Source organism: Sinorhizobium fredii USDA 205, from assembly GCF_001461695.1.
Taxonomy (GTDB): Bacteria; Pseudomonadota; Alphaproteobacteria; order Rhizobiales; family Rhizobiaceae; genus Sinorhizobium; species Sinorhizobium fredii.
The window spans coordinates 1-22,090 of the sequence record NZ_AUTC01000197.1 but is presented as its reverse complement, the minus strand read 5'-3'; the positions used below and the strand labels follow the sequence as shown (position 1 = coordinate 22,090).

At 63.1% G+C, this 22,090-nt stretch carries 19 protein-coding genes and 1 pseudogene; 12 read left to right on the top strand and 8 right to left on the bottom strand.

All coding sequences use genetic code 11. The annotated features are described in order from the left end of the window. Window positions 1-227: 227 nt before the first annotated feature. Genes N181_RS28630 through N181_RS28615 form a run of 4 tightly spaced genes read right to left on the bottom strand, consistent with a single transcriptional unit; the run spans window position 228 to window position 3,810 of the window. Complete coding sequence (locus tag N181_RS28630; protein ID WP_060564097.1) at window positions 228-1,046, bottom strand: 3-methyl-2-oxobutanoate hydroxymethyltransferase; 819 nt, start codon at window positions 1,044-1,046, stop codon at window positions 228-230. A gap of 47 nt (window positions 1,047-1,093) precedes the next feature. Beyond that, on the bottom strand, window positions 1,094-2,320 hold the full coding sequence (locus N181_RS28625; protein WP_037434780.1) for an NAD(P)/FAD-dependent oxidoreductase: 1,227 nt from the start codon (window positions 2,318-2,320) through the stop codon (window positions 1,094-1,096). A gap of 38 nt (window positions 2,321-2,358) precedes the next feature. Continuing rightward, complete coding sequence (locus tag N181_RS28620) at window positions 2,359-2,676, bottom strand: MocE family 2Fe-2S type ferredoxin (RefSeq protein WP_037393075.1); 318 nt, start codon at window positions 2,674-2,676, stop codon at window positions 2,359-2,361. A gap of 48 nt (window positions 2,677-2,724) precedes the next feature. Next, on the bottom strand, window positions 2,725-3,810 hold the full coding sequence (locus tag N181_RS28615; RefSeq protein WP_037393077.1) for a fatty acid desaturase family protein: 1,086 nt from the start codon (window positions 3,808-3,810) through the stop codon (window positions 2,725-2,727). A gap of 158 nt (window positions 3,811-3,968) precedes the next feature. Here N181_RS28615 and N181_RS28610 point away from each other — a divergent pair, with 158 nt between their 5' ends. The 5 genes and pseudogenes from N181_RS28610 (at window position 3,969) to N181_RS28590 (ending at window position 9,438) form a co-directional block, all read left to right on the top strand. Then, on the top strand, window positions 3,969-5,000 hold the full coding sequence (locus tag N181_RS28610; RefSeq protein WP_037393079.1) for a LacI family DNA-binding transcriptional regulator: 1,032 nt from the start codon (window positions 3,969-3,971) through the stop codon (window positions 4,998-5,000). A 184-nt stretch (window positions 5,001-5,184) separates the two neighbouring features. Next, window positions 5,185-6,495 (top strand): annotated as a pseudogene (locus N181_RS32625) (calcium-binding protein). A 183-nt stretch (window positions 6,496-6,678) separates the two neighbouring features. Beyond that, the gene (locus tag N181_RS28595) at window positions 6,679-7,761 is read left to right on the top strand and encodes an ROK family protein (RefSeq protein ID WP_037393081.1); all 1,083 of its coding nucleotides are present in this window, start codon (window positions 6,679-6,681) and stop codon (window positions 7,759-7,761) included. Window positions 7,762-7,836: 75 nt separating this feature from the next. Further along, window positions 7,837-7,980, top strand: a complete 144-nt coding sequence (locus N181_RS34205) for a hypothetical protein (RefSeq protein WP_037393083.1) — start codon at window positions 7,837-7,839, stop codon at window positions 7,978-7,980. Window positions 7,981-8,145: 165 nt separating this feature from the next. After that, window positions 8,146-9,438, top strand: coding sequence for an amidohydrolase family protein (locus N181_RS28590; RefSeq protein ID WP_037434782.1), 1,293 nt, complete (start codon window positions 8,146-8,148; stop codon window positions 9,436-9,438). Between the two features lie 71 nt (window positions 9,439-9,509). Here the strand turns inward: N181_RS28590 and pdxA are convergent, their stop codons facing one another. The 4 genes from pdxA to N181_RS28570 form a co-directional block, all read right to left on the bottom strand. After that, window positions 9,510-10,496, bottom strand: coding sequence for a 4-hydroxythreonine-4-phosphate dehydrogenase PdxA (gene pdxA, locus N181_RS28585; protein WP_037393087.1), 987 nt, complete (start codon window positions 10,494-10,496; stop codon window positions 9,510-9,512). Window positions 10,497-10,517: 21 nt separating this feature from the next. Beyond that, a complete protein-coding gene (locus N181_RS28580) occupies window positions 10,518-11,651 on the bottom strand; it encodes an iron-containing alcohol dehydrogenase (RefSeq protein WP_037393089.1) in 1,134 nt (377 codons plus the stop codon). A gap of 310 nt (window positions 11,652-11,961) precedes the next feature. Further along, the gene (locus N181_RS28575; RefSeq protein ID WP_037468177.1) at window positions 11,962-13,161 is read right to left on the bottom strand and encodes a sialidase family protein; all 1,200 of its coding nucleotides are present in this window, start codon (window positions 13,159-13,161) and stop codon (window positions 11,962-11,964) included. A gap of 10 nt (window positions 13,162-13,171) precedes the next feature. Further along, window positions 13,172-14,080: a dihydrodipicolinate synthase family protein gene (locus tag N181_RS28570; protein WP_037434788.1), complete on the bottom strand. Its 909-nt coding sequence runs from the start codon at window positions 14,078-14,080 to the stop codon at window positions 13,172-13,174. 327 nt (window positions 14,081-14,407) lie between these two features. On the opposite strand from N181_RS28570, the gene N181_RS28565 reads away from it, so the two are divergent. The 7 genes from N181_RS28565 to N181_RS28535 all read left to right on the top strand — a co-directional run bounded on the left by N181_RS28565 (window position 14,408) and on the right by N181_RS28535 (window position 22,014). Next, the gene (locus N181_RS28565; RefSeq protein WP_037393096.1) at window positions 14,408-16,057 is read left to right on the top strand and encodes an ABC transporter substrate-binding protein; all 1,650 of its coding nucleotides are present in this window, start codon (window positions 14,408-14,410) and stop codon (window positions 16,055-16,057) included. A 223-nt stretch (window positions 16,058-16,280) separates the two neighbouring features. Beyond that, window positions 16,281-17,237, top strand: coding sequence for an ABC transporter permease (locus N181_RS28560; RefSeq protein ID WP_037393119.1), 957 nt, complete (start codon window positions 16,281-16,283; stop codon window positions 17,235-17,237). A gap of 1 nt (window position 17,238) precedes the next feature. After that, complete coding sequence (locus N181_RS28555) at window positions 17,239-18,198, top strand: ABC transporter permease (RefSeq protein WP_037434789.1); 960 nt, start codon at window positions 17,239-17,241, stop codon at window positions 18,196-18,198. Next, window positions 18,195-19,202, top strand: coding sequence for an ABC transporter ATP-binding protein (locus tag N181_RS28550; protein WP_037434791.1), 1,008 nt, complete (start codon window positions 18,195-18,197; stop codon window positions 19,200-19,202). Before N181_RS28555 ends, N181_RS28550 begins: the two co-directional genes overlap by 4 nt. Then, window positions 19,202-20,185, top strand: coding sequence for an ABC transporter ATP-binding protein (locus N181_RS28545; protein ID WP_037393101.1), 984 nt, complete (start codon window positions 19,202-19,204; stop codon window positions 20,183-20,185). Before N181_RS28550 ends, N181_RS28545 begins: the two co-directional genes overlap by 1 nt. Window positions 20,186-20,189: 4 nt before the next feature. Beyond that, window positions 20,190-21,251 carry a four-carbon acid sugar kinase family protein gene (locus N181_RS28540; RefSeq protein WP_037393103.1) on the top strand — a complete coding sequence of 354 codons (1,062 nt, stop codon included), beginning with the start codon at window positions 20,190-20,192 and terminating at the stop codon, window positions 21,249-21,251. Window positions 21,252-21,255: 4 nt separating this feature from the next. Then, window positions 21,256-22,014 (top strand): FadR/GntR family transcriptional regulator, encoded by a 759-nt coding sequence (locus N181_RS28535; RefSeq protein ID WP_080577311.1) that lies wholly within the window; start codon window positions 21,256-21,258, stop codon window positions 22,012-22,014. The last annotated feature ends 76 nt before the right edge of the window (window positions 22,015-22,090 follow it).

Sequence of the window (22,090 nt, the reverse complement as noted above, 5' to 3'; positions counted from 1 at the left end):
TGTTCGGCGAGATAGCCGGAGAGCGCCGCGACGATGCCGCGGGTGGATTTGCAGGTTACCGTCAAAACATAAGTGTGCATCATTCGTCCTTGCTGTCGCGTCTTTAGGCTTTAGGCCCGCTGCATGGCTTCTTTATAGAGGAGCCGATTAAAGGATATATCTTGCAGCGTTTCAAAGTGCTGCAGCGACCTTTTTGCGCCTGAAAATGTCGCCCGGCGCTTTGGCTGTTATCTCGCGCGGTACGTCTGCTGCTGCGCGTCGATCCTGGCGAGGAATTCCTCCAGCTCGCCCGCCTCGATGCCGACCAGATGCGCCTTTTCCGGATAGGCGCCGGAGCGGACGTCCTCGGCATATTCGCGGAAGGCGGAAATCCGCTCCTGTTGCAGCCGCTCGTATTCAGCCGCAAAGTCGCGGTAGATCTTGGCATGGCGCGGATAGTGGCCGCGATTCTGACCGAGCACGTCTTCGGCAAAGAGATATTGCGCGTCGCATCCGCTGCCGGCGCCCATGGAGAGCATCAGCAGCGAAGTTCGCTGCGATATCGCCGCCGCGACTTCTCCCGGCACGACCTCGATCTCCGCCGCGAAGGCGCCCGCCTCTTCGAGTGCTCTGACCTGACGCCAGATTTCGAGCGCGCTGTCGGCCGTCTTGCCGACGGCGCGGTATCCGCCGGTCCAGGTGGCCTTCGACGGGATCAGTCCGACATGGCCGCAGACCGGGATGCCCTCCTCGCGCAGTCGGCGCACAGTCGAAAGGCCAGCCGCGCAATAGACGGAGTCACCGCCGGCGCGCATCGCCTGGAATGCGCCCCGGAGGTAGTCCTCGGCGGTGATAAAGTCGCCATATTCGAGCCCGGGAAAGGCAAAGACCGTCGGCGCCGCTTCGCGGAACTCAGGCCCGAGCAGCGCCGGCGGAACGGAGACGAGGTCGATGCCGGCCTTCTCGGCGGCTTCCGCCTCCTCCAGCGTCACGACGCGCAGCATGGTCAGCTGCCTCTTGCCCTTGATCGACAACAGATCCGCAACGGTCGGGCGACGGTGTTTCATGGAAATCTCCGGGTGAATGCTTGAACAGGGGCGAACTGCGGCGGCCTTCAGGCGGCCAGCAGCTTCTTGAGCTTGGTTTCGGGCGAGGAAAGCGCCGTTGGATCAGGTCGACTGCCGGCAGCGATCAGCATTTCGGCGAGGCGGATGTCGCGGGCGACTGCGTTGCCAGGCCCGATGCCGCTTGCGGCCACTAGCCGGCCCTCGCCGTCGAGGTGGAAAAGGATGAAAGCGCCATCGCCCAGATCGCGCCGGACGGTCGTCGCAGCACCATCAGCAAGGCCGGCAATCTGCAGGGTGAGCTCATATTGATCCGACCAGAACCACGGCACGCTTGCCACAAGCTCGGCCGCCCCCATCAGATTGGCCGCTACGAGTGTTCCCTGGTCCTGCGCGTTGCGCCAGGCCTCGAGCCGCACACGCCGGCCGCGATAGTGCGACAGCGGAAAGGAGCAGCAGTCGCCAGCCGCATAGATATCGGGATCTGAGGTCCGGAGCGTCTCGTCGACGGCGATGCCGTTTTCGACCAGAATCCCGGCGGCTTCCGCAAGCTGGGTATTCGGGACAGCGCCGATGCCGACAACAATGAGATCGGCGAGCCTGCTGGCGCCATCGGCGAAGTGGACGCGTGCGCCAATATCATCCGCCTCGAGCGCCGCGATGCGCGCCCCGCAGATAATCTCGACGCCTTCCTGCCGGTGCCGCTCGGTAACGATTGTTGCGATGTCCTCCGGTACGCCGCGTGAAAGGACGCGCGGCAATCCCTCGATCAGCACGACCTCGGCGCCGAGCTTGCGGGCGGTCGCAGCGAGTTCGAGGCCGACGAAGCCGCCGCCGACAATGGCAAGCTTTCGGCCGGGCGCAAGGGCGCTGCGGATCCCCAGCGCGTCGGCGTGGGTCCGGAGCATCCGGACGCGTTCAGCGTTCTCGGGCGCGTCCGGAAGGGGGCGCGGCCGGGCGCCGGTCGCAAGAAGCAGCCGATCGTAGTCGATCGAGCGACCGTCCGCGAGCCGCACGGCCTTGCGCCGACGATCGATCGCCTCCACCGTGACGCTCGTCAGCACGGCAATCCGTGCCTCCTCATAGCGATCGGGGCCAGCCACATATTTCGGCGGCTCGGCGCCGGCGAGCCCGTCCTTCGAAAGCGGCGGCCGCTCGTAGGGGAGATGCGGCTCGGCGCCGATCAGGCTGATTTCGCCCTCGAAACCCTTTTCCCTCAGCGCAAAGGCAGCCCTTGCGCCGCATTCGCCGGCGCCGACGATAACGATATGGCTCATGTTCTCCTCCCCTCGCGCCTGTGGCTCAGGACGCGTCCTCAGGAAATCGCGATGAAGACGCTGCCCGCCTCGACCTTGATCGGATAGGTCTTCAGGTTGACGCAGACGGGTGCACCCTTGGCTTGCCCGGTCTTGTAGTTGAAGCGGCCGTTGTGCTTCGGACATTCGATGATGTCGTCCATCACCAGCCCGTCGGCGAGGTGGATATGCTCGTGCGTGCAGAGCCCGTCAGTCGCGAAATATTCGTCATCGGGACTGCGGTAGACCGCGAAGGTACGGCCTTCGTGGTCGAAGCGGATGACGTCTTCCTCGTCGATATCGTCGGCCGCGCAGACCTCGACCCAGTTCGAGCTCATGGTTTCCTCCATTCAATGCTGTGTTGATTGCCGGCTGTTCGTTCGCCCTTACTCGGCGGCGACCGGCTCGCTGTGGAACTCTTCGCGATAGGGCCTCGCCGTCGGCGGCAGGTCGCGCTTCAAGAAATAATCCTCGTTGCGCAATTGACGAAGGAAGGCCGGGATCATCTCGCGATAGCCATTGAGGATCGACGGATTGGCCGCCGGCAGGTCGTGCTTGATCATCGCGTGCAGCTTCGGCAGCGCGTGATAGGGCACCATCGGGAACATGTGGTGCTCGACGTGGTAGTTCATATTCCAGTAGATGAAGCGGCTCACCGGGTTCATGAGAACAGTGCGGCTGTTCAGCCGGTGGTCGATGACGTTGTCGGCAAGGCCTCCGTGCTGCAGCAGTCCGGTCAACACGTGATGCCAGGCGCCGTAAAGCCGCGGCAGGCCGATCAGCATCAGGGGCAGGATCGAGCCCAGGTAGACCGACAGACCGATGGTCGTCACATAGATGGCGAGCCAGATGCGGGCGACGAGGATCGCCTTCGGTCGCTCCATTTCCGGAATGAAAGTCTTCTCCGCCGGGCTGATGACGCCGAAGGCGTTTCGCACCATGTCGATGAGCGCATGCCAGAAATCGATGATGCCGAAGAAGTTGAGGACGAGGCGGAGAAGATCCGGGGGCCGCATGACGGCGATCTCCGGGTCGCGGCCGACGATGACCGTATCCGTGTGATGGCGGGTGTGGCTCCAGCGCCACGTCACCGGATTGCGCATGATCATGAAGCAGGCGATCTGATAGACGGCGTCGTTCATCCACATCGTCTTGAAGGCCGTGCCGTGGCCGCATTCATGCCAGCGGCTGTCGGAGGCCGAGCCGTAGAGAACGCCATAGGCGAGGAAAAACGGCACCGCGAACCAGGTGCCCCAGAAAAAGATGCCAAGACCGCCGAAAAGGACCATGCTGCCGAGCCAAATCGCCGTATCGCGGATCGCCGGGCCATCATCGCGCTTCATCAGTTCCTTCATCTGCTTGCGCGGAATTTCTGTGTGGTACCATTCGGCCGCGGCAAGGCCATTGGCCACCGCCATCTCGGCGTCGCGGCCAAGAAGGCTGTAGTCTCGTTTCGTCGGAACTGTCGTCATGCCTGCCTCCCGAAGCGCGCTCCCGTCTGCGCCTTCAACTGATGCGAGGAGAATAAGTTGACTTTTGTCAGCTCTCAATGCATCCATGATATATTCTCTCAAAACATATCAGGATGACGCCCTCATAAATGAGGTAATGCTGTCAGGGAGGCGCTGAGATGAGCAGCAGGCCGACAATTGCGGATCTGGCGCGGGCCGCGGGGGTGAGCGTGGCGACGGTGGACCGGGTGCTGAACGGCCGCCACCCGGTGCGCGAGGAGACGGCGCGGCGCGTCTATGACGCGGCAAAGGCGATCGGCTACCACGCGGTCGGGCTGCTGCAGCAGCGCGTTTTCGAGGATCTGCCGCAGTATCGTCTCGGCTTTCTCTTGCAGAAACCGCAGCAAGCTTTCTATCAAGCGGTCGCGAAGGAAATGGAGAATGCGGCCCTGGCGTTGACCAATGCCCGGGTCATCCCGCAGATCGACTTCGTTGCCAATTCGACGCCGGCGGGGATTACCGAAAAACTCAAGACAATGGCGGCACGCAACCAGGCGATCGCCTTCGTCGCCCCCGACTACCCGGCCGTGACCGCCACGGTCGAGGAACTGAGAGAGCGCGGCATCCCGACTTTCTCGCTGCTTTCCGATTTCGCCTCCGGCGTACGCGAAGGCTATATCGGCCTGAACAATCAAAAGGTCGGGCGAACCGCCGCCTGGATGATCGCCCGGGCGGCCAAGCGGCCGGGCAAGGTTGCGGCATTCATCGGCAGCCACCGCTTTCTCGGCCATGAACTGCGCGAGATCGCCTTTCGCTCCTATTTTCGCGAGAAGGCGCCCGAATTCGAGGTGCTGGATACGATGGTGAACCTCGACACAGCCGAAATCACCCATGAGGCGACGCTCGACCTCCTGAAGCGGCACCCTGACCTTCTCGGCTTCTACGTCTGCGGCGGCGGCATGGAGGGGGCGATTTCGGCGATCCGGGAGGAAGGCCTCGTGGGAAAACTGCTCGTCGTCGTCAACGAGCTGACACCGGAGTCGCGCGCAGCCCTTGCCGACGAAGCGGTGATCATGGCGGTCGCCACGCCCGTCCACACCCTGGCGCGAGAAACGATCAATCTGATGATCGGCGCCATCGACCGGGGCACCGCCGGCGTCCCCGGACAGACCATCCTGCCCTTCGATATCTACACGCCGGAGAATATCTAGCGCCTACGAACGCGGTTTGATCCTCAGATCGATCTTTGCCGACTAAGTGATCTCAGGTGACTGTTTTTCCGTCCGGTAAAGAGCTATGACATCACAACCAATAGGCGAGTCAAACGCCAAACTCGGAAAACGTTCACGGTGGATCCGCGCGCAGAGTCACGGCGGAGTGTTAGAAGGGGCACGCATGGCAACCTTGAATTTCTTCTTCCCTGGCGGAAAGTATCCGGGGAGCTACACGCCGGCGATACCGGAGTCGTCGGCTTCAATCCGCAATTCGGTGACCTGGTCGATCTCACGACCGCCACGCTTATAAGCAAATCGGCCACGCAGATCCGTTTTCAGCTGGACAACGGCCTCAAGCTGACAATCACAGGATCTGGCTTCACCTTCAACGCGGCGGGCGAAGCGACCGGCGGAACGATCACGAAGTTCGACCTGTTCCAGAACGATGGCACCACGCTCGTTCAATCGCGAACCGGGCTCAATCTGTCGTTGGTTCTCTTTGAAGATGCGACCGACGCTTACGACCCCTGGGGTCTGGAGCAATGGCTATTGAGCCGCAGCGACACCATCAACGGCTCCGCTGGCATTGACGACATATACGGCTTCGGCGGCAATGACGTCCTCAAGGGAAACGGCGGCGACGACTATATGGAAGGTGGGGAAGGCAAGGACACCTATGACGGCGGCAGCGGATTCGATGAGGTGAGCTTTCAGGGTGCCTACTCGAACGCCGATGCTTGCAGAGGAATCGTGCTCGACGCAACGGCTAAGACGGTTACCGATCCCTTTGGGAATAGCGAAACCTTCGCGAACATCGAAGCTTTCAGAGGAACGCAGTTTGCCGACAGCATGAAGGGTTCGTCCAGCGGCGAGGCGTTCATCGGCCTCGGGGGGCGCGACACGATCGATGGAGGCGGTGGATTCGATTTCGTGGGCTAATCAACGCGACGCGAATTTCGGCGGCCCGGCTGGGGTAACCGTCAATCTCGCCACCGGGGTCGCCGTCGACGGATTTCGCAAGCAGGACAAGCTCATCAGCATCGAGGGCGTTCGTGGGACGAACTTTGCCGACAGTCTGACTGGTAGTTCGGTCGCCAATATCCTCAGGGGAGAAGGAGGCAACGATTTCCTGGCCGGCGCCCTTGGTAAAGACACTTTGCTCGGCGGCAGCGGAAGGGACACGTTCTTTTTCAACACGACGCTGAGTGCCTCCAATATCGATGTGATAGAGGATTACAGCGTCGTCGATGATGCGATCCGGCTGGAGAACGCGATCTTCACCGCAATCACCGGAACCGGAACCCTGACCGCGGCGCAATTCGTCAAGAATACCAGTGGAACGGCGGCTGACGCCAGCGACCGGATCATCTACGAGACGGACACCGGAATGCTGTTCTACGATAGTAACGGCAACGCTTCCGGAGGACGGATCCATTTTGCCACCATTGACCCGAATCTTGCGCTGACGGCAGCGGATTTCTTCGTTGTGTGAACTCGTCGAGGCGGCGCTTCTGCAGCCGCCCCGTACCACGCCGGAGAATGTGGATGACCCGGCACGTCATCCGCGACTTTCTCCTTCATTACGTGAGTATCGCGCGAGCAGCGCGGGAACATCGCCCTGCCGCTTACGTTTTAAGTCACGCTATGTGCAGACGAAGCATCCGAGGGAGGTCGCGTGGGCAGATCCGCGAACGAGAAACGAAACGGCGCTCCCCTCATCCACGGTGCAGACGATCTACCGTCGGTAACAGTCGACGATTACAACGTGGGACTTCGTGCCGGCGATGGTTTCCTGGGCGACAGGGCCAATAAGTTTGCCTTTCAGGAGAAGCTCGACGCCTGGCGCAAGCGCGTGCGCAAGGGGGGCGAAGATCCGCTTGGGAAGACGCCGACGGGCGACCTGTCGAAAAAGCAGATCGACGCCTTCCTGATCGGCGAAGACAAGGAAGCGGCCGCCCTGGTGATGGGAGCGATCGACGAATTTGCTGGGGAACTCGCCAGCGTTCTCGACAAATTTCTGCAGCAGAAGAGTTGGAAGAATACCGAACGCGTGGTGATCGGAGGTGGCTTCCGAGGCAGCGCCGCAGGTGAACTCGCAATCGCCCGGGCGATGGTGCTGCTAAAGGCCGAGGGTCTCAAGATAGAACTCGCTCCCATCGTCCATCATCCGGACGACGCCGGGCTTATCGGCGCGGCCCACCTCATGCCCGCCTGGATGCTGAAGGGTCACAAGGCAATCCTTGCCATCGATATCGGCGGCACGAATGTCCGCGTGGGCATCGTCGAGCTGCGTTTGAAGGACGAGAGCAACCTCTCGAAGGCCAAGGTCTGGAAGTCGGATATCTGGCGGCATGCGGACGACAGGCCCAATCGGAGCGCGACGATCGAGCGGCTCATTGCGATGATCGAGAAGCTTGCCGCCAAGGCCGACAAGGCGGGTCTCGCGCCGGCACCGGTGATCGGAGTGGCTTGCCCCGGAGTCATCAATGCCGATGGATCGATCCTGCGCGGCGGCCAGAACTTGCCGGGCGGCAACTGGGAGAGCGAGCACTTCAACCTGCCGGTCGCCCTCAAGAAAGCTATTCCGCAAATCGGCGAGGAGGAAACATTCGTGATCATGCACAACGACGCAGTCGTCCAGGGAATCTCGCAAATCCCCTTCATGCAAGACGTATCCGGCTGGGGCATTCTGACGATCGGCACTGGCCTCGGCAACGCCCACTTCAGCAACAAACCCGAAAATCGCAGTGCCCCTTGAACCGCGCTGCAGTTGCCTTTCTGGGAGGGACTCCTAGCTACCGAAATGGCAACTTTCTTGAAAGGATCGCACCGGATGAACCGGAATGGCCTCTATCTCATCATCGCTGTTCTTGCCGTGGTTGCGATCGGACTGGGCATCTATGTCTACCGCGAGGAAAACAAGCCCGGCGTCGAGATCAAGATTGGCGAACAGGGTATTTCGGTAGAAGAGAATTGAAGATGCTCGTCGCCGTTTGAACCATTTAGGAGCAAGCGGTCGCTTGCTGCGCAGCCCTCGCTCTTGGAAGTCGATTTCTCGGTAGAACAGCTCCCAACATCACCCTGTCTGTGGCACTCTCCCGCCCGTACTCTTTGCGCTTTTCATCTCACACGTTGGTGCCATATGTTCGACCTCATCATTCGAAGTGCAAACCTCCCGGACGGCCGCAGCGGCATCGACATCGGGATCCGAGGCGACAGAATCGCCGAGGCAAGCGCGAAGATCGAAGCATCGGCGCAGGAGGAGATCGATGCGACCGGCCGGCTCGTCTTGCCGCCCTTCGTCGATCCGCATTTTCATATGGACGCAACGCTGTCGCTTGGGCTGCCGCGGATGAATCGCTCCGGCACTCTGCTTGAAGGCATCGCGCTTTGGGGCGAACTGAGGCCAACGCTGACGCGCGAGGCGCTCGTCGAGCGGGCGCTGCGCTATTGCGATCTCGCGGTCTCACAGGGACTTCTTGCGATCCGCAGCCATGTCGACACCAGCGACCCCAGGCTCGTGACAGTCGAGGCGCTGCTCGAGGTCCGCGACCGGGTCGCGCCCTATCTCGACCTGCAGCTCGTCGCCTTCCCGCAGGATGGCTACTACCGCTCGCCGGGCGCCGTCGACGCCTTGAATCGGGCGCTCGACATGGGCGTCGACATCGTCGGCGGCATTCCGCATTTCGAGCGCACGATGGGCGACGGGGCGGCATCGGTGGAAGCGCTTTGCCGGATCGCCGCCGAACGCGGATTGCCGGTCGACATGCATTGCGACGAGACCGACGATCCGATGTCGCGCCATATCGAGACGCTTGCGGCGCAGACGATCCGCTTCGGGCTTCAGGGCAGGGTCGCGGGATCGCATCTCACCTCGATGCATTCGATGGACAACTACTACGTCTCCAAGCTCATTCCGTTGATGGCGGAGGCGGAGATCAACGTTATCCCCAATCCGCTGATCAACATCATTCTGCAGGGCCGGCACGACACCTACCCGAAACGTCGCGGCCTGACGCGGGTGCGCGAGCTGATGGAGGCGGGCCTCAACGTCTCCTTCGGCCATGACTGCGTGATGGATCCCTGGTACTCGATGGGCTCGGGCGACATGCTCGAAGTCGGCCACATGGCGATCCACGTCGCCCAGATGGCCGGCATCGAGGACAAGAGGAAGGTCTTCGACGCGCTGACCGTCAATTCGGCCAAGACGATGGGCCTTGCGGGCTATGGGCTGGAGAAGGGCTGCAACGCCGACCTCGTCATCCTCCAGGCGCGCGATCCGCTGGAAGCCTTGCGGTTGAAGCCGAACCGACTTGCCGTGATCCGCCGCGGCAAGGTCATTGCCCGCACGCCGCCGCGTGTGAGCGAATTGTTCATCGACGGACGGCCCTCAAGCGTGGACGGCTCTGAATACGCGCCGAGTTTCGGAGGCTGACCTCCCCCTGCCATTTGTGCTGGTCGTCGCAAGGCTGCGGGCAGCGGACGACAGCATTCGAGGATCGCGGTCTATTGCGTGGCCGTCCGCCTGGGTGAACCTGCCACCAGCCGCGCATAGGCAATCGCCGAAAGCGTGTTGACGTGGTTCGCCTTGCCGGTTCCGGCGATGTCGAAGGCCGTACCGTGATCGACCGAAACGCGGTCGATCGGCAGTCCCAGCGAGACGTTCACGGCGGTGTCGAAAGCGACCAGCTTGATCGGGATATGCCCCTGATCGTGATACTGCGCCACCACCAGATCGAAGGCACCGTTATAGGCGCGCGAGAAAACCGTATCGGCCGAGATCGGGCCGGTGACGTCGATGCCCTTGGCCTTGGCCAGTTCGACGGCGGGCGCCAGGAAGCGTGTGTCCTCGTCGCCGAAAAGGCCGTTCTCGCCGCAATGCGGATTGAGGCCGGCAACGGCGATGCGCGGCTTCGCGCCGAGCCGCATGAAATGGTTGTGGCCGGCCTCGATCGTCGCCAGCACCCGCTCGAGCGTCGCCCGCTCGATGGCCCCGCGCAGCGACACATGCGTCGACACATGGATCGTGTTGAGCCGTTCGGAGGCCAGCAGCATGAACGAGCTCTTCGAGCCGGTCAGGTGGGCGAGAAGACCCGTATGGCCGTCGAAATGATGGCCGGCGAGGTTCATCGCCTCCTTGTTGATCGGCGCGGTGACGATGCAATCGGCTTCGCCCGCCACCGCCATCTCGACGGCGCGGCGGATGTAGCGCACCGAGGCCTCGCCGGCTGTGGCACTCACCTTGCCGATCTCCGGCAAGGTCGCGTCGATCGGCACCTCCTCGACGAGAACGGCACCGTCAGTCGGGCGGGTCGCGAAGTTGACGGCGGTCGATGTCGCACGCTTGGCCCGCTCCAGCGCTTCGATATTGCCGACGACGGTGAAGCTCGCGAGCTCCTCGCGCGGCAGCGTTTCGAGCGCCTTGACGATCACCTCCGGCCCGACGCCGGCCGGGTCGCCGAGCGTGATTGCGACGCGGGTGTCCTTGCCCATGGTTTCCTCCCTGGGGCCTGCCTAGAAGGCGGCCTCGTAGATTGCGAGAATGTCGGCGCGCGAAAGGTCGCGCGGGTTGTTGTCGAGCAGCCGCCGGATGGCGAAGGCGTCGTCGGCCATCGTGCCGAGGTCGTTGGCAAGCACGCCGAGCTGACGCAGACTCATTTCGATGCCAAGCGAGGCGCAGAATTCGTGTGCCGCGTCAAAGACGGAATTGATCTCCCGTGAGGCCGGCAGGCCCAGCGCCTCGAGTACCGCCTTCGTCTTTTCAGGCACGGCCGGTGTATTAAAAGCCAGTACATGCGGGAAGATCAGCGCATTGGCGGCGCCATGGGCGACATGCCAGCGCGTGCCGAGCGGATAGGCAAGCGCATGGCCGCCAGCCGTGTTCACCGGCCCGAGGCAATAGCCGCCGTAGAGCGAGGCAAGTGACAGGCCGGCACGCGCCTCGGCATCGTTGCCGTCCCGGACGGCCCGCGCCAGATAGCGGCCGACAAGGCGCGCGCCTTCGATCGCATAAATGTCGATGGCGGGATGGGCCTTGCGGTTCGTGAAGGCCTCGACGCAATGGGCGAGCGCATCTACGCCGGTGGCCGCCGTCACCTTCGGCGGCACGGTGAAGGTGAGCGCGGGATCGATGACGGCAATGTCGGCGAGCATATAAATACTCTCGACGGCGAGCTTGGCCTTGGTCTCCGGGTCGGTGACGAGGGCGCGGATGCCCGCTTCGCTGCCGGTTCCGGACGTGGTCGGCACTTGGGCAAGCGCGACTTCACGCGGCTCGGCGACCTTGCCGGCACCGACGACATCGGTCAGCCGTTGTGAGGAGCCGGACAGAACGGCCGCAAGCTTGGCGAGATCCATGGCGCTGCCGCCACCGAAGCCGACGATCAGATCGGCCTTGGCGGCTTCCGCGGCCGAAAGCACGCGGTCGAGGTCGCCGGTATCGGGCTCGGCCTTGACTTCGCCATAGACGGTCACCTCGCCGGCGAGCCCAAGGACGTCGGTCCGCGCCGCATTGAACGCGTCGGAGATGACCAGGACGCGGCGATACCCCTTAGTCTTTGCCCAGGCCCCCAGCCTTGTCGCCACGCCGGTGCCGAACTCGATCAGACCCGGCCTCACCATGAAAATGGGCCTATCCAGATTGCTCATCCGACCGATCCTCCCTGAACCCCGCGCCGCAACATGCGCGCGAAGATGTAAAGTTGTTATACTTTATATCGTCAAATGGCAAGAGCGGCAATGGCGCTTTTCTCCGTGAGATGTAGTTCGCTGCTTCACTGTGGCCGCCGATGTCGCCGGATAGGATACGCTTATCGTTTTGTAAATAATTGTAATTCTTGCTCGAGCGCCGCGACGGCCACCAACGCTTCCAGCGGTTGCCAGCCGCAACCCGGCGGACGCTACGCCACCCGCTCCACTTGTCAATTCGGGGCCGCGACCGGTCCACCGAGCCGCCAGTTCACTCTACATTTTCGAGATAGGGCGGATCCAACCGGACATATTTGATCGCCCGCCGGAAATAAGTGTAGGCGACGTGCAGCCGGCCTTCGGCGTCTTCGACAATGGACGGATAGGAGAATTCGCGATTGAGCGAGTCCTTCGAGTTGTTGCTCAGGCAATAACCGTCGCCCGTATCGAGGTCGATGCGGCGCGGGAAAGTCCGGCCGCCATCCGTCGAAAACGCCAGGCTGAGCGGCGCACGGGGCACGCCCCAGACCGCCGGACGGGCAGAGGCGACCGCTTCGGTGGATCCGTTGTCCTCCCCGCCATCGCTCTCGATCTCATCATAAAGCGAATGGCGGCGCGCATCCGACATCGACGCATTGCTGTGGTTGTAAACCATTGCAATGGCACCATTTTTCATGCGGATCGCCTGGATCGACGAATTGTTGTTCGGCAGCTCCACGGCTTTCGGCGCCGTCCAATTCAGCCCCGCATCGCTGGATTGGCTTCTGAGCACATTGGTCGCGAAGCGGTTGCGATAGAAGGCGACCAGCGTGCCGTCCTCGGCCGGGACGATGTTCATGTGGACCGCGCCGATGCTGTCCGGCACCTCCGCCATCGTCCAGCTCTTGCCCTGATCACGCGAGACCAGAACGGCGGCGCGATCGACGGCGCCGGTCCAGCGCCGGCCGGCTTCGCCGATACAGCGGAAGACCGGCAGCAGCCAGTCGCCGGCGGCATTGACGATGATCGGCTGGCGCACGAAGGTGCCGGGGATGTCGCAGAGCACCTCGGTCGGACCGAAGGACTTGCCCCCATCGGTGGAAATCCGGCGCTTGACCACCGCGCCATCCTGGTTTCCCGAGGTCTGCGAGGTAAAGAGCAGCCAGACACGGCCATCGGGCGCCGTAAAGATCAACGGATTCTGCTCGGACTTCGCCGGGTCGTCCGACATCTTCTCCGGCTCGCTCCAGCGGCGAGCCCCAGGCTCCAGCCGCGACATGTAAACCGAGATGTCACCCATCCCTTCCATCGTCCCGCCGAACCAGACGCATGTCAGCGTGCCTTCCGGCAGGAAAGCGAGATTGGCGGCGTGGTTCTGCACGCAGGGCGACGGCAGATAGGCGTCGTGACGGCCGGGTTGGCTGGAACTCGGGACGACTTCTCCCGTCATCCGAGACGGTACTTGCTGGGGCTCCAGTGCAGAATAGGCCATCCGATCCTCCTCAATCTAATGCCGCGAATTTCGCCGCGAGATCGGCGCGCTCATTCTCGTTCAGTGGCACGAGCGGGGCGCGCGTCCGGAACCAGGCATCCTCGGCGCGCTTCAAGGCGACCATCGCCTTGATGGTCGGGATCTGCACGTAGGAATTCGACAGCGTCCTGTAGGCGTTGATGCGGGCCTGCGCCGCTTCGACCTCGGCGGCCTTCGCGGCGTCCGAGACGTGATCGAAGACCAGCCGCAACGAATCCGCGACGAGATTGGAGGTTGCGGTAATGCAGCCGGCACCTCCGGCCTTCAGGAGCGGCAGAAGCAAAGGATCGGCGCCGGCAAGTACGGAAAAGCCCGGAAGCTCTGCCACCAGTGCCTGCATGTTGGCGAAGTCGCCGGCGGAATCCTTGATGCCGACGATCGTTTCGGGAAAGGCCGCTGCGAGCCGCTTGACAAGCGGGATCGACAGCGGAATCCCGGAGACTTGCGGGATATGGTAGAGGATCACCTTCAGGCGACTATCCGCAATCTTTTCAAGGATTTGCGAATAGGCTGCATAGACCCCCTCGTCGCTAACGCCCTTATAGTAGAAGGGCGGTAGCATTACGACCTTGGTCACCCCAAGCGAGAGCGCGTGTTTCGTCAGCGCCACGGTTTCCTGTATGGCGGCAACGCCGGTGCCGGGCATCAGCCGATCGGCGGCAATGCCGGCCGCAAGAGCGCTTTCCAGGATCGATCTGCGCTCATCCTGCGAAAAGGAATTGGCCTCGCCCGTCGTGCCGAGCAGGGCAATTCCATGGCACCCTTCGGAAAGCAGCCTGCCGCAATGATCGGCAAAGAGCGCGAGATCGGGATTTCCGTTTTCCTTGAGCGGCGTCGCGGCGGCGCAATAGACGCCGGTCACTGCATGTCTTCCGTTCATCTGTTCCTCCACCGGGATCCTCGCGATCAACTTACAAACTTGTCAGACGTGGTCACCGGACCACCGCAAGCCACGCTCCATGAGCGCTTCATCGCGGCTTTTTGTGTTCCTCATCCCCCTTGTTGTCAATAAGAAAATCGGCTCTTATATTTTCGTTATTCTGTAATTATTTGTTTTTTATATCTCTTTTTGACGATCAAAATTCAAGCTCGTGGAGCATCGCAATTTTTGTTGACATATTTACAATATAGTCCAGTGTAAGGCCAATCAGGGCGCCGCATATCCGGGGAGAGCGGAGGCGCTCGATTTCACGCACGGGAGGATGAAATGACCAGACGGAATGATCTCGGCTCCGCAATGACGGGCATCTCGCGGCGCGACGCCCTCAAGGTCGGCCTCGGCGCTTCGGTCGCCTTGACGATCGCCGGCATGAACGCGCGAATCGTTCTTGCGCAGGAAGGCCAGGTGCTAAAGGTCGCCAATCCGGCCTTCAACCAGGACTGGTCGCCGTTGCGCGGCGGCGGCGTTCCCTATCGCTGGAATTCGATCTGGTGGGCCTCACCGATGTTCTTCGACAGCGAAGGCAAGATCCATCCCTATGTCTTCACGAGTTGGGAATCGTCAGACGGCGACAAGGTCTGGACCTTCAAGATCGATCCGAAAGCCACCTTCTCCGACGGCAGCAAGATCACCGCCGAGGACGTCAAGGGTTCCTGGAACGTCGCGGCGATGCCGAACACCAAGAGCCAGCGCGCCGACCAGGTGCTGAGCAAGGTCGCGGGATTCGCGGACGTGAGCGGCGGCAGCGCCAAGGAAATTTCCGGCATCGCGACGCCCGACGAGGGCACCGTCGTCGTGACGCTCAGCGAAGCGGATCCGATCTTCTTCATGCGCCTTGCCAACCACATCGCGCCGATCACCAAGGCCGAGCAGTCGCGCGGCGAAGACGGCGAGGAGATCGGCGACTGGTACATGCCGGACAATGGCGCCGTCTATTCCGGTCCGTTCAAGCTGACGACGATCGACATCGACGCCGGCACCCTGACCTTCGAACCCAACGAGAATTTCTTCGGCCCGAAGCCGAAGCTCGCCCGCATCGAGATCAGCTCGATCGAGGACAACGTCACGGCGACGTCGCTGCTGAAATCCGGCGAGTTCAACGCCCATACGGAGCTCGTCACCTCGACGATCATCCAGGACCTCGGGCCGGACTTCGCCTCCGGTCCGATCATCCCGACCAGCCAGCATTTCTGGTTCAACACGGCGCGCAAGCCGATGGACGATCCGAAGGTGCGCGAGGCGCTGATCCGCGCCGTCGATCGCGACGGCCTGATGAAGGCCTCCTTCCCCGACGGACCGCACAAGAAGACGGACCAGATCCTGAACTCCGTGCCCGGCGCCGACAATTCTGGCTTCGAGCCCTACCCTTACGATCCGGAAGGCGCCAAGAAGCTGCTGGCCGAGTCGAGCTATGGCGGACCTGAGAAACTGCCGAAGCTGCTCTTCGTCGGGGTTTCCGGCCCGGCGATCGAAGCGGCTGCGCAGTTCATCGCCGAACAATGGCGCCAGAACCTCGGCATTTCCGCCGTCGACATGAAGCCGCAGCAGGACGCCTATGCCGGTCCCGACCAGAATGCGGTGCAGATTTTCCGCGACGACGTCGGCACCCGTGTGCCGGATGCGGTCTCCTATCTGCAGGGCTCGATCGCCTCGACCTCGTCCAACGCCCAGAACAAGCTCGGCGGCTACAAGAACGACAAGGTCGACAACCTGCTGAAGGAAGGCTCGACGAAGGCGGCCGACGATCCGCAGCGCGTGGCGCTCGCCCAGGACGCCCAGAAGGCCTTCCGCGACGACTGGGTCTTCATCCCCTGGTATGCTCAGGCGATGTCGCGCTGGGCCACCGCCGAGGTCAAGGGCATCGACAAGAATCTCGATTGGCAGGTGGCAAAGCCGTGGGAGATTTCGGTCGGCTGACATGGCCGGCTGCTACCGACGTATTGAGAGGAAGTCGCGCGAAGGCTCTCGGGGCCTTCGCGCTCGAATAAGCGCATGGGCCGCCAACCTTCGTGTTCCGTAGCGGTCCTCGCGCATAAATCGTCGGCGTACGACGCCATTTGGGCCGAGCCGGCGCAGGTAAGCATGTCATCCGGTGGCCGCCTACGGCGGTTGACCGGCACATGCGGGAGGAATGAGCGACATGCTGCGTTACGTCGCGACACGATTTGCCATCTGGATACCGTCGGTGCTGCTGGTGATGATGGCCGTCTATGCGCTTGCCTATTATGGCGCCGGCGATCCGATCAAGCTGATTTTCCTGCGCGCGCCGGGTGACGTCGCCTATAATCCCGAGCGGATCGAGGCGATCCGCGAGAGCGCCGGGCTCAACAGGCCGTTCATCGAACAGTTCGGCTATTACGTCTGGAACCTGATCCAGGGCGATTTCGGCAATTCGCTGACCTCCGGTCGCTCCGTCTGGGCGATGGTCAAGGCGGCAACACCGGTTTCCTTCAAGCTGGCGCTCTGCGCCATCGTGCTCACCGCACTCGTCGCCATCCCGCTCGGCCTGATCGCGGCCCTCAACCAGAACCGCCGTCTCGACTACATCATTCTCGGCTCGGCCCTCTTCCTCTGGGCAATCCCGGCCTATGTCGCCGGGCCCCTGCTGATGGTCGGCCTCATCGTTCTGCTGCCCGGCGTCAACGTTCCCTATGGCTGGGGCGGCGTCTTCGACATCCGCATCCTCCTGCCCTTGATCGTGCTTTCCTTCCAGCCGATCGCGCTCATCATCCGCCAGACGCGCGCCGCGGTCATCGAGGTGCTTTCCGAAGATTTCGTTCGCACCGCGCGAGCAAAGGGCGTGCCCGAGATCGTCGTGGCGCTCAAGCATATCCTGCGGCCGGTCCTGACGCCGATCGTCACCCAACTCGGCCTCATCATGATCACGATCGTCAACGGCGCGATCTTCGTGGAACTCGTCTTCGGTCTCCCGGGGCTTGGCCGCCTGACCGTCAAGGCGCTGACCAATTCCGACTATCCGGTGATCCTGGCGATCACCCTCATCGGCTCGTTCCTGGTGATGATCTCGAACCTGCTGGTCGACATCCTCTACCCGCTGCTCGACCCGCGCGCCGCCGATGCGAAGAGGAGCCGCTGACATGTCCGTCGTCCAAGCCCAGCCCGCCCCTCTCGCCGAAGAAGCGCCGGTCAGCCTGTGGCGCGATGCCTGGTACCGTCTGAAGCGGAACCGCCTGGCGATCTTCGGCCTCTGCGTCATTGCTCTGCTCGCCTTCGTCGCCCTGTTCGGCCCGTACCTCACACCCTACGACTTCCTCGGGCAGGATCTCGAGGCGCGAAACCAGGCGCCGTCGCTCGCCCACCTCTTCGGCACCGATGATCTCGGGCGCGATGTTTTCAGCCGGGTCGTATACGGCACACGGACTGCCTTTCTCGTCGCCGTCGTGGTGACGGCGATCGCGCTGGTCCTCGGCACGGTGCTCGGCGCGGTCGCCGGTTTCTTCGGCAATCCGTTCGACGGGGTGATCATGTGGCTGACCGACGTGACCATGTCGGTGCCCAACCTGCTTCTCGTCGTCGTCATCAATGCATCGCTGAAGACGCCGATCGCCCAATGGATGGAGGCGCGCTATCTCGAAACGCTCAATCCTTTCTATCGCGAGACTGTGTGGATCGATTTCCTGCTGGTCTTCGGCTCCATGGCCCTGATTTCCTGGCCGCCCTATGCGCGTCTGGTGCGCGCCCAGGTGCTCTCGATCCGCAGCCGGCCCTATATCACCGCCGCGCAGGCGCTTGGCCTTTCCAACCGCATCATCCTGATGCGCTATGTGATCCCCAACGCGCTCGGGCCGCTGATCGTCGCGGTCAGCGCCGGCCTCGGTACGGCGATGGTGCTCGAAAGCGCCTTCTCGTTCCTCGGTGTCGGCGTCAATCCGCCGACGCCGAGCTGGGGCAACATGATCTCGGACGGCCTGCGCGTCTGGCAGCACTATCCGCACCTGCTTGCCGCCCCGGCGGCCGTCCTCGGTCTCGCCTCCGTCGCCTTCTCCTTCCTCGGCGACGGTCTCAACGACGCTCTGAACCCGCGAGGCAGCAAATGATGAGTGCGAAAACGGAAAAGCGGCTGCTCGACGTCAAGGGTCTGACGGTCGAAATCGAGACGCGGCGCGGTCCCGCGGTCGTCGTCGACGGCATCGACCTTCATGTCGACAAGGGCGAGACGCTCGGCGTCGTCGGCGAATCCGGCTGCGGCAAGAGCCTGACCATGCTGAGCCTGATGCGGCTCCTGCCCAACAAGATCCGCGTCGCCAAGGGCAAGGCGCGTTTCGACGGCCGCGACCTGCAGACGATGTCGAACCGGGAACTCAGGAAAGTGCGCGGCGGCGACATCGGCTTCGTTTTCCAGGATCCGATGACCTCGCTCAACCCCGTGATGCGGATCGGCGACCAGCTTGCCGAGCCGCTGATCTACCTTCGCGGCATGAGCAGGAAGCAGGCGCGGGCACGCGCCGTCGAGCTGCTGCGCCTCGTCGGCATTCCGGGATCCGAGGAGCGCATCCAGGCCTATCCGCACGAACTCTCCGGCGGCATGCGCCAGCGCGTCATGATCGCCATCGGCCTTGCCTGCGAACCGAAGCTCTTGATCGCCGACGAGCCGACGACGGCGCTCGACGTGACGATCCAGGCGCAGATCGTCGACCTGGTGAAGGGGCTGCGCGAAAAGCTCGGCATGTCGGTGGTGTGGATCACCCATGACCTGGCGCTGATTGCCGGCCTCGTCGACCGCGTCGTCGTGCTTTACGCCGGCACCGTCGTCGAGGATGCACCGGTCGACGAACTCTATGCCAATCCGCAACACCCCTATACGCGCGGCCTGCTTGCCTCGATCCCGAAGCTCTCCGATGCGCCGGCCTCGCGGCTGAACTCGATCGGCGGCACGCCGCCCGAACCGGGCCGCAGGCCCGAGGGCTGTCCCTTCGCGCCGCGCTGTCCGCTGGCGATGGATATCTGTCGCACGCATGTGCCGAAGCTCGAACCCATCTCAGCCGCGGGCAGCCACCGAGCTGCCTGCTTTGCCGTCGAAAAAGCCCGGGAGGCTGCCTGATGGGTGCCCAACCTCTTCTGAAGATCGAAAACCTGGTCAAGCACTTCCACGTCCGGCTCGGCGCCTTCGGCGAACGGGCCGCGACCGTGCACGCGCTCGACGACGTCAGCCTCGATATTCTCGAGGGCGAGACTTTGAGCCTCGTCGGCGAATCCGGCTGCGGCAAGTCCACCACCGGCTTCACCATTTTGAACCTGCACCGGGCGACCTCCGGCAAGGTTGTCTACAAGGGCCAGGACCTGACCGCTCTCGACGAGAAGCGGATGCGGCCGTTCCGGCGCGATCTGCAGATCGTCTTCCAGGACCCCTATTCGACGCTCAACCCGCGCATGACGGTCGGCGAGGCGATCGGCGAGCCGATCTTCTTCCACAAGCTCGCCACCAAGGCCGAACTCGAGAAAAAGGTCACGGCACTGCTCACCGATGTCGGCTTGCCGCCGCGCTTTGCCTCGCGCTATCCGCACGAGCTTTCCGGCGGCCAGCGCCAGCGCGTGGTGATCGCCCGGGCGCTCGCCTGCCAGCCGAAATTCATCGTCTGCGACGAGGCGATCTCGGCGCTTGACGTGTCGATCCAGGCGCAGATCATCAACCTGCTGCTTGACCTGCAGGAGAAATACGGGCTCACCTATCTGTTCATCGCCCATGATCTTGCCGTCGTACGGCACATCTCGACCCGGGTCGGCGTCATGTATCTCGGCCGCCTGGCGGAGCTTGCCAGCCGCGACGCGCTCTTCGAGACGCCGCTCCACCCCTATACGAAGGCGCTGCTTTCGGCCGTGCCGGAGACCGATCCGGCGCACGAGCGCAGCCGCAAGCGGCAGATCCTCGAAGGCGACGTGCCGAGCCCGCTTGCCCCGCCCGCCGGCTGTCGCTTTCATACCCGCTGCCCGATCGCCATGGAGGTCTGCCGCCGGGTGGTTCCGAAGTGGAAGGAGGCGCGTCCGGGGCACCTCGTCGCCTGCCACGCGGTGAACGGCGAATAGAGCCATGACCATTCGCGTCGCCATCGTTGCCGATGACCTGACGGGCGCCCTCGATACCGGAACGCCCTTCGTCGACGCGGGCCTGACAGTGGCCGTGGCGCTCGACGTCGACGCGGTCAAGGCGACAATTGCGACCGGCGCGGAGGTCGTCGTCGTCAATACGGTGTCGCGTGCCCTCGATGCCGTTCACGCTGCAGATCGCGTCCGACAGGCGACCGCCGCGCTTTGCCGCGCCTCGCCGGAATTCGTGCTCAAGAAAATCGACTCGCGGCTCAAGGGCAATGTCGCAGCCGAAAGCAAGGCGCTGGCCCTTGCCATCGGCCGCCACCACTTGCTGGTCGCGCCTGCCGTGCCCGACCAGCAACGTCATACCCGTGACTCCCATGTGGTCGGTTTTGGTGTCCCCGAACCATTGCCGATTGCACCCCACTTCTCGGATAGCGGCATAGAGGTTCAGATTGCCAATGCCGCCTCGGATGACGACCTCGACGGCGTTGTCGAAAGCTTGGACTGGTCGAAAACCGTCGCGGTCGGGGCGCGCGGCCTCGGCCGTGCACTTGCAAGGCGGCTTGCCCGACCTTCAGCGCCGACACACTTCGAGACCTCACCAAGGACACTCTTTGCCTTCGGCTCGCGCGATCCGATCACCGAGGCGCAGATGACGGTTCTGCTCGACAGCGGCCTTATCGCCAGTTACCGCGATGCGCCGGCCGGTGACGTACCGGGCGATGGCGAGTCGGCGCGGCTGCCGATGCTTCTGAGATGTACGGGCGCCCTGACCGATGCTCAGGAAACCGTGGCGCAACGCTTTGGCGAGGGCGTTTCCCGCATCGTTGCCACCACGCTGCCCGACGTGCTGATGATGGGCGGCGGCGACACGGCCTATGCTATCCTGCGTTCGCTGGGGTCTCGCGTCCTGTTGCCGAACGGCGAGACCGAGGCGGGTATCCCCTGGTTCGAGACTACGCGCCCGGATGGCAGGCGGATGCGCTGCGCGGTGAAGTCGGGGGGCTTCGGCAATGCGCAATCTCTGCTAAAGGTTTTGCAGAATGAACAGGATGGATAAGAGAATGGCGGAGAATGGCGGCCTTGGCCAGGAGGCGGCAGCCGAAGCGAAAAGCGAACGCGGCAAATCGGTAAAGCTCGTCGATCGGGTCTTCAATCAGTTGCATGAGCGGATCCGCACCGGCAACTATGCGCCGGACTCGCGGCTTCCGGGCGAGCACGAGCTCGCGTCGATGCTCGGCGTTTCCCGCCCGGTCGTGCGGGATGCGCTCGGTCGGCTGCGCGAACAGGGTCTGATCTATTCGCGCCAGGGCGCCGGCACCTTCGTCAGTGCGCAGGTCTCCGCCGCCGCCCAGCTTGCCTATTCGCCCGTCAAGTCGATCGCCGACATCCAGCGTTGCTATGAATTTCGCCTGACGATCGAGCCCGCCGCCGCCTACTACGCCGCCCAGCGCCGCGACGAGGCGGCAATCGCCCGGATCGCGGCGGCGCTTGCCGAATTGCGCGAGGCCACCAGCCACCAGTTGCACCGCACCGACGCCGATTTCCTCTTTCACAAGGCGGTCGCGGAAGCGGCGAACAACCACTACTACACCGCCTCGCTCGAGGCGCTCAGAGCCCACATCGCCGTCGGCATGCACCTTCATGGCCTGTCGCTGATGGGTCCGCGGCCCGGCCTTGAGCAGGTCTACGAGGAGCACCGCCAGATTTACCGCGCTGTCCAGGAGGGCCGCGCCGAAGACGCCCGCGAACTGATGCGCAAGCACCTCGAAGGTTCGCGCGATCGGCTCTTCGAGGGCAAGGTTCTCGATCTTTCCTTCTAGAGCGTTTCATTGCTTGACTGAATCTGATGGGATTGAACTAACCCGCTGACGCGGGAGAGGTCGGGTTTGGAGGCGC

Coding starts and splice junctions, on each gene's coding strand:
- N181_RS28555 (WP_037434789.1), top strand. CDS start 17,239: ATGTCCGTCGTCCAAGCCCAGCCCGCCCCTCTCGCCGAAGAAGCGCCG.
- N181_RS28570 (WP_037434788.1), bottom strand. CDS start 14,080: ATGAACGGAAGACATGCAGTGACCGGCGTCTATTGCGCCGCCGCGACG.
- N181_RS28540 (WP_037393103.1), top strand. CDS start 20,190: ATGACCATTCGCGTCGCCATCGTTGCCGATGACCTGACGGGCGCCCTC.
- N181_RS28545 (WP_037393101.1), top strand. CDS start 19,202: ATGGGTGCCCAACCTCTTCTGAAGATCGAAAACCTGGTCAAGCACTTC.
- N181_RS28615 (WP_037393077.1), bottom strand. CDS start 3,810: ATGACGACAGTTCCGACGAAACGAGACTACAGCCTTCTTGGCCGCGAC.
- N181_RS28590 (WP_037434782.1), top strand. CDS start 8,146: ATGTTCGACCTCATCATTCGAAGTGCAAACCTCCCGGACGGCCGCAGC.
- N181_RS34205 (WP_037393083.1), top strand. CDS start 7,837: ATGAACCGGAATGGCCTCTATCTCATCATCGCTGTTCTTGCCGTGGTT.
- pdxA (WP_037393087.1), bottom strand. CDS start 10,496: ATGGGCAAGGACACCCGCGTCGCAATCACGCTCGGCGACCCGGCCGGC.
- N181_RS28580 (WP_037393089.1), bottom strand. CDS start 11,651: ATGAGCAATCTGGATAGGCCCATTTTCATGGTGAGGCCGGGTCTGATC.
- N181_RS28610 (WP_037393079.1), top strand. CDS start 3,969: ATGAGCAGCAGGCCGACAATTGCGGATCTGGCGCGGGCCGCGGGGGTG.
- N181_RS28620 (WP_037393075.1), bottom strand. CDS start 2,676: ATGAGCTCGAACTGGGTCGAGGTCTGCGCGGCCGACGATATCGACGAG.
- N181_RS28565 (WP_037393096.1), top strand. CDS start 14,408: ATGACCAGACGGAATGATCTCGGCTCCGCAATGACGGGCATCTCGCGG.
- N181_RS28625 (WP_037434780.1), bottom strand. CDS start 2,320: ATGAGCCATATCGTTATCGTCGGCGCCGGCGAATGCGGCGCAAGGGCT.
- N181_RS28575 (WP_037468177.1), bottom strand. CDS start 13,161: ATGGCCTATTCTGCACTGGAGCCCCAGCAAGTACCGTCTCGGATGACG.
- N181_RS28630 (WP_060564097.1), bottom strand. CDS start 1,046: ATGAAACACCGTCGCCCGACCGTTGCGGATCTGTTGTCGATCAAGGGC.
- N181_RS28560 (WP_037393119.1), top strand. CDS start 16,281: ATGCTGCGTTACGTCGCGACACGATTTGCCATCTGGATACCGTCGGTG.
- N181_RS28550 (WP_037434791.1), top strand. CDS start 18,195: ATGATGAGTGCGAAAACGGAAAAGCGGCTGCTCGACGTCAAGGGTCTG.
- N181_RS28535 (WP_080577311.1), top strand. CDS start 21,256: ATGGCGGAGAATGGCGGCCTTGGCCAGGAGGCGGCAGCCGAAGCGAAA.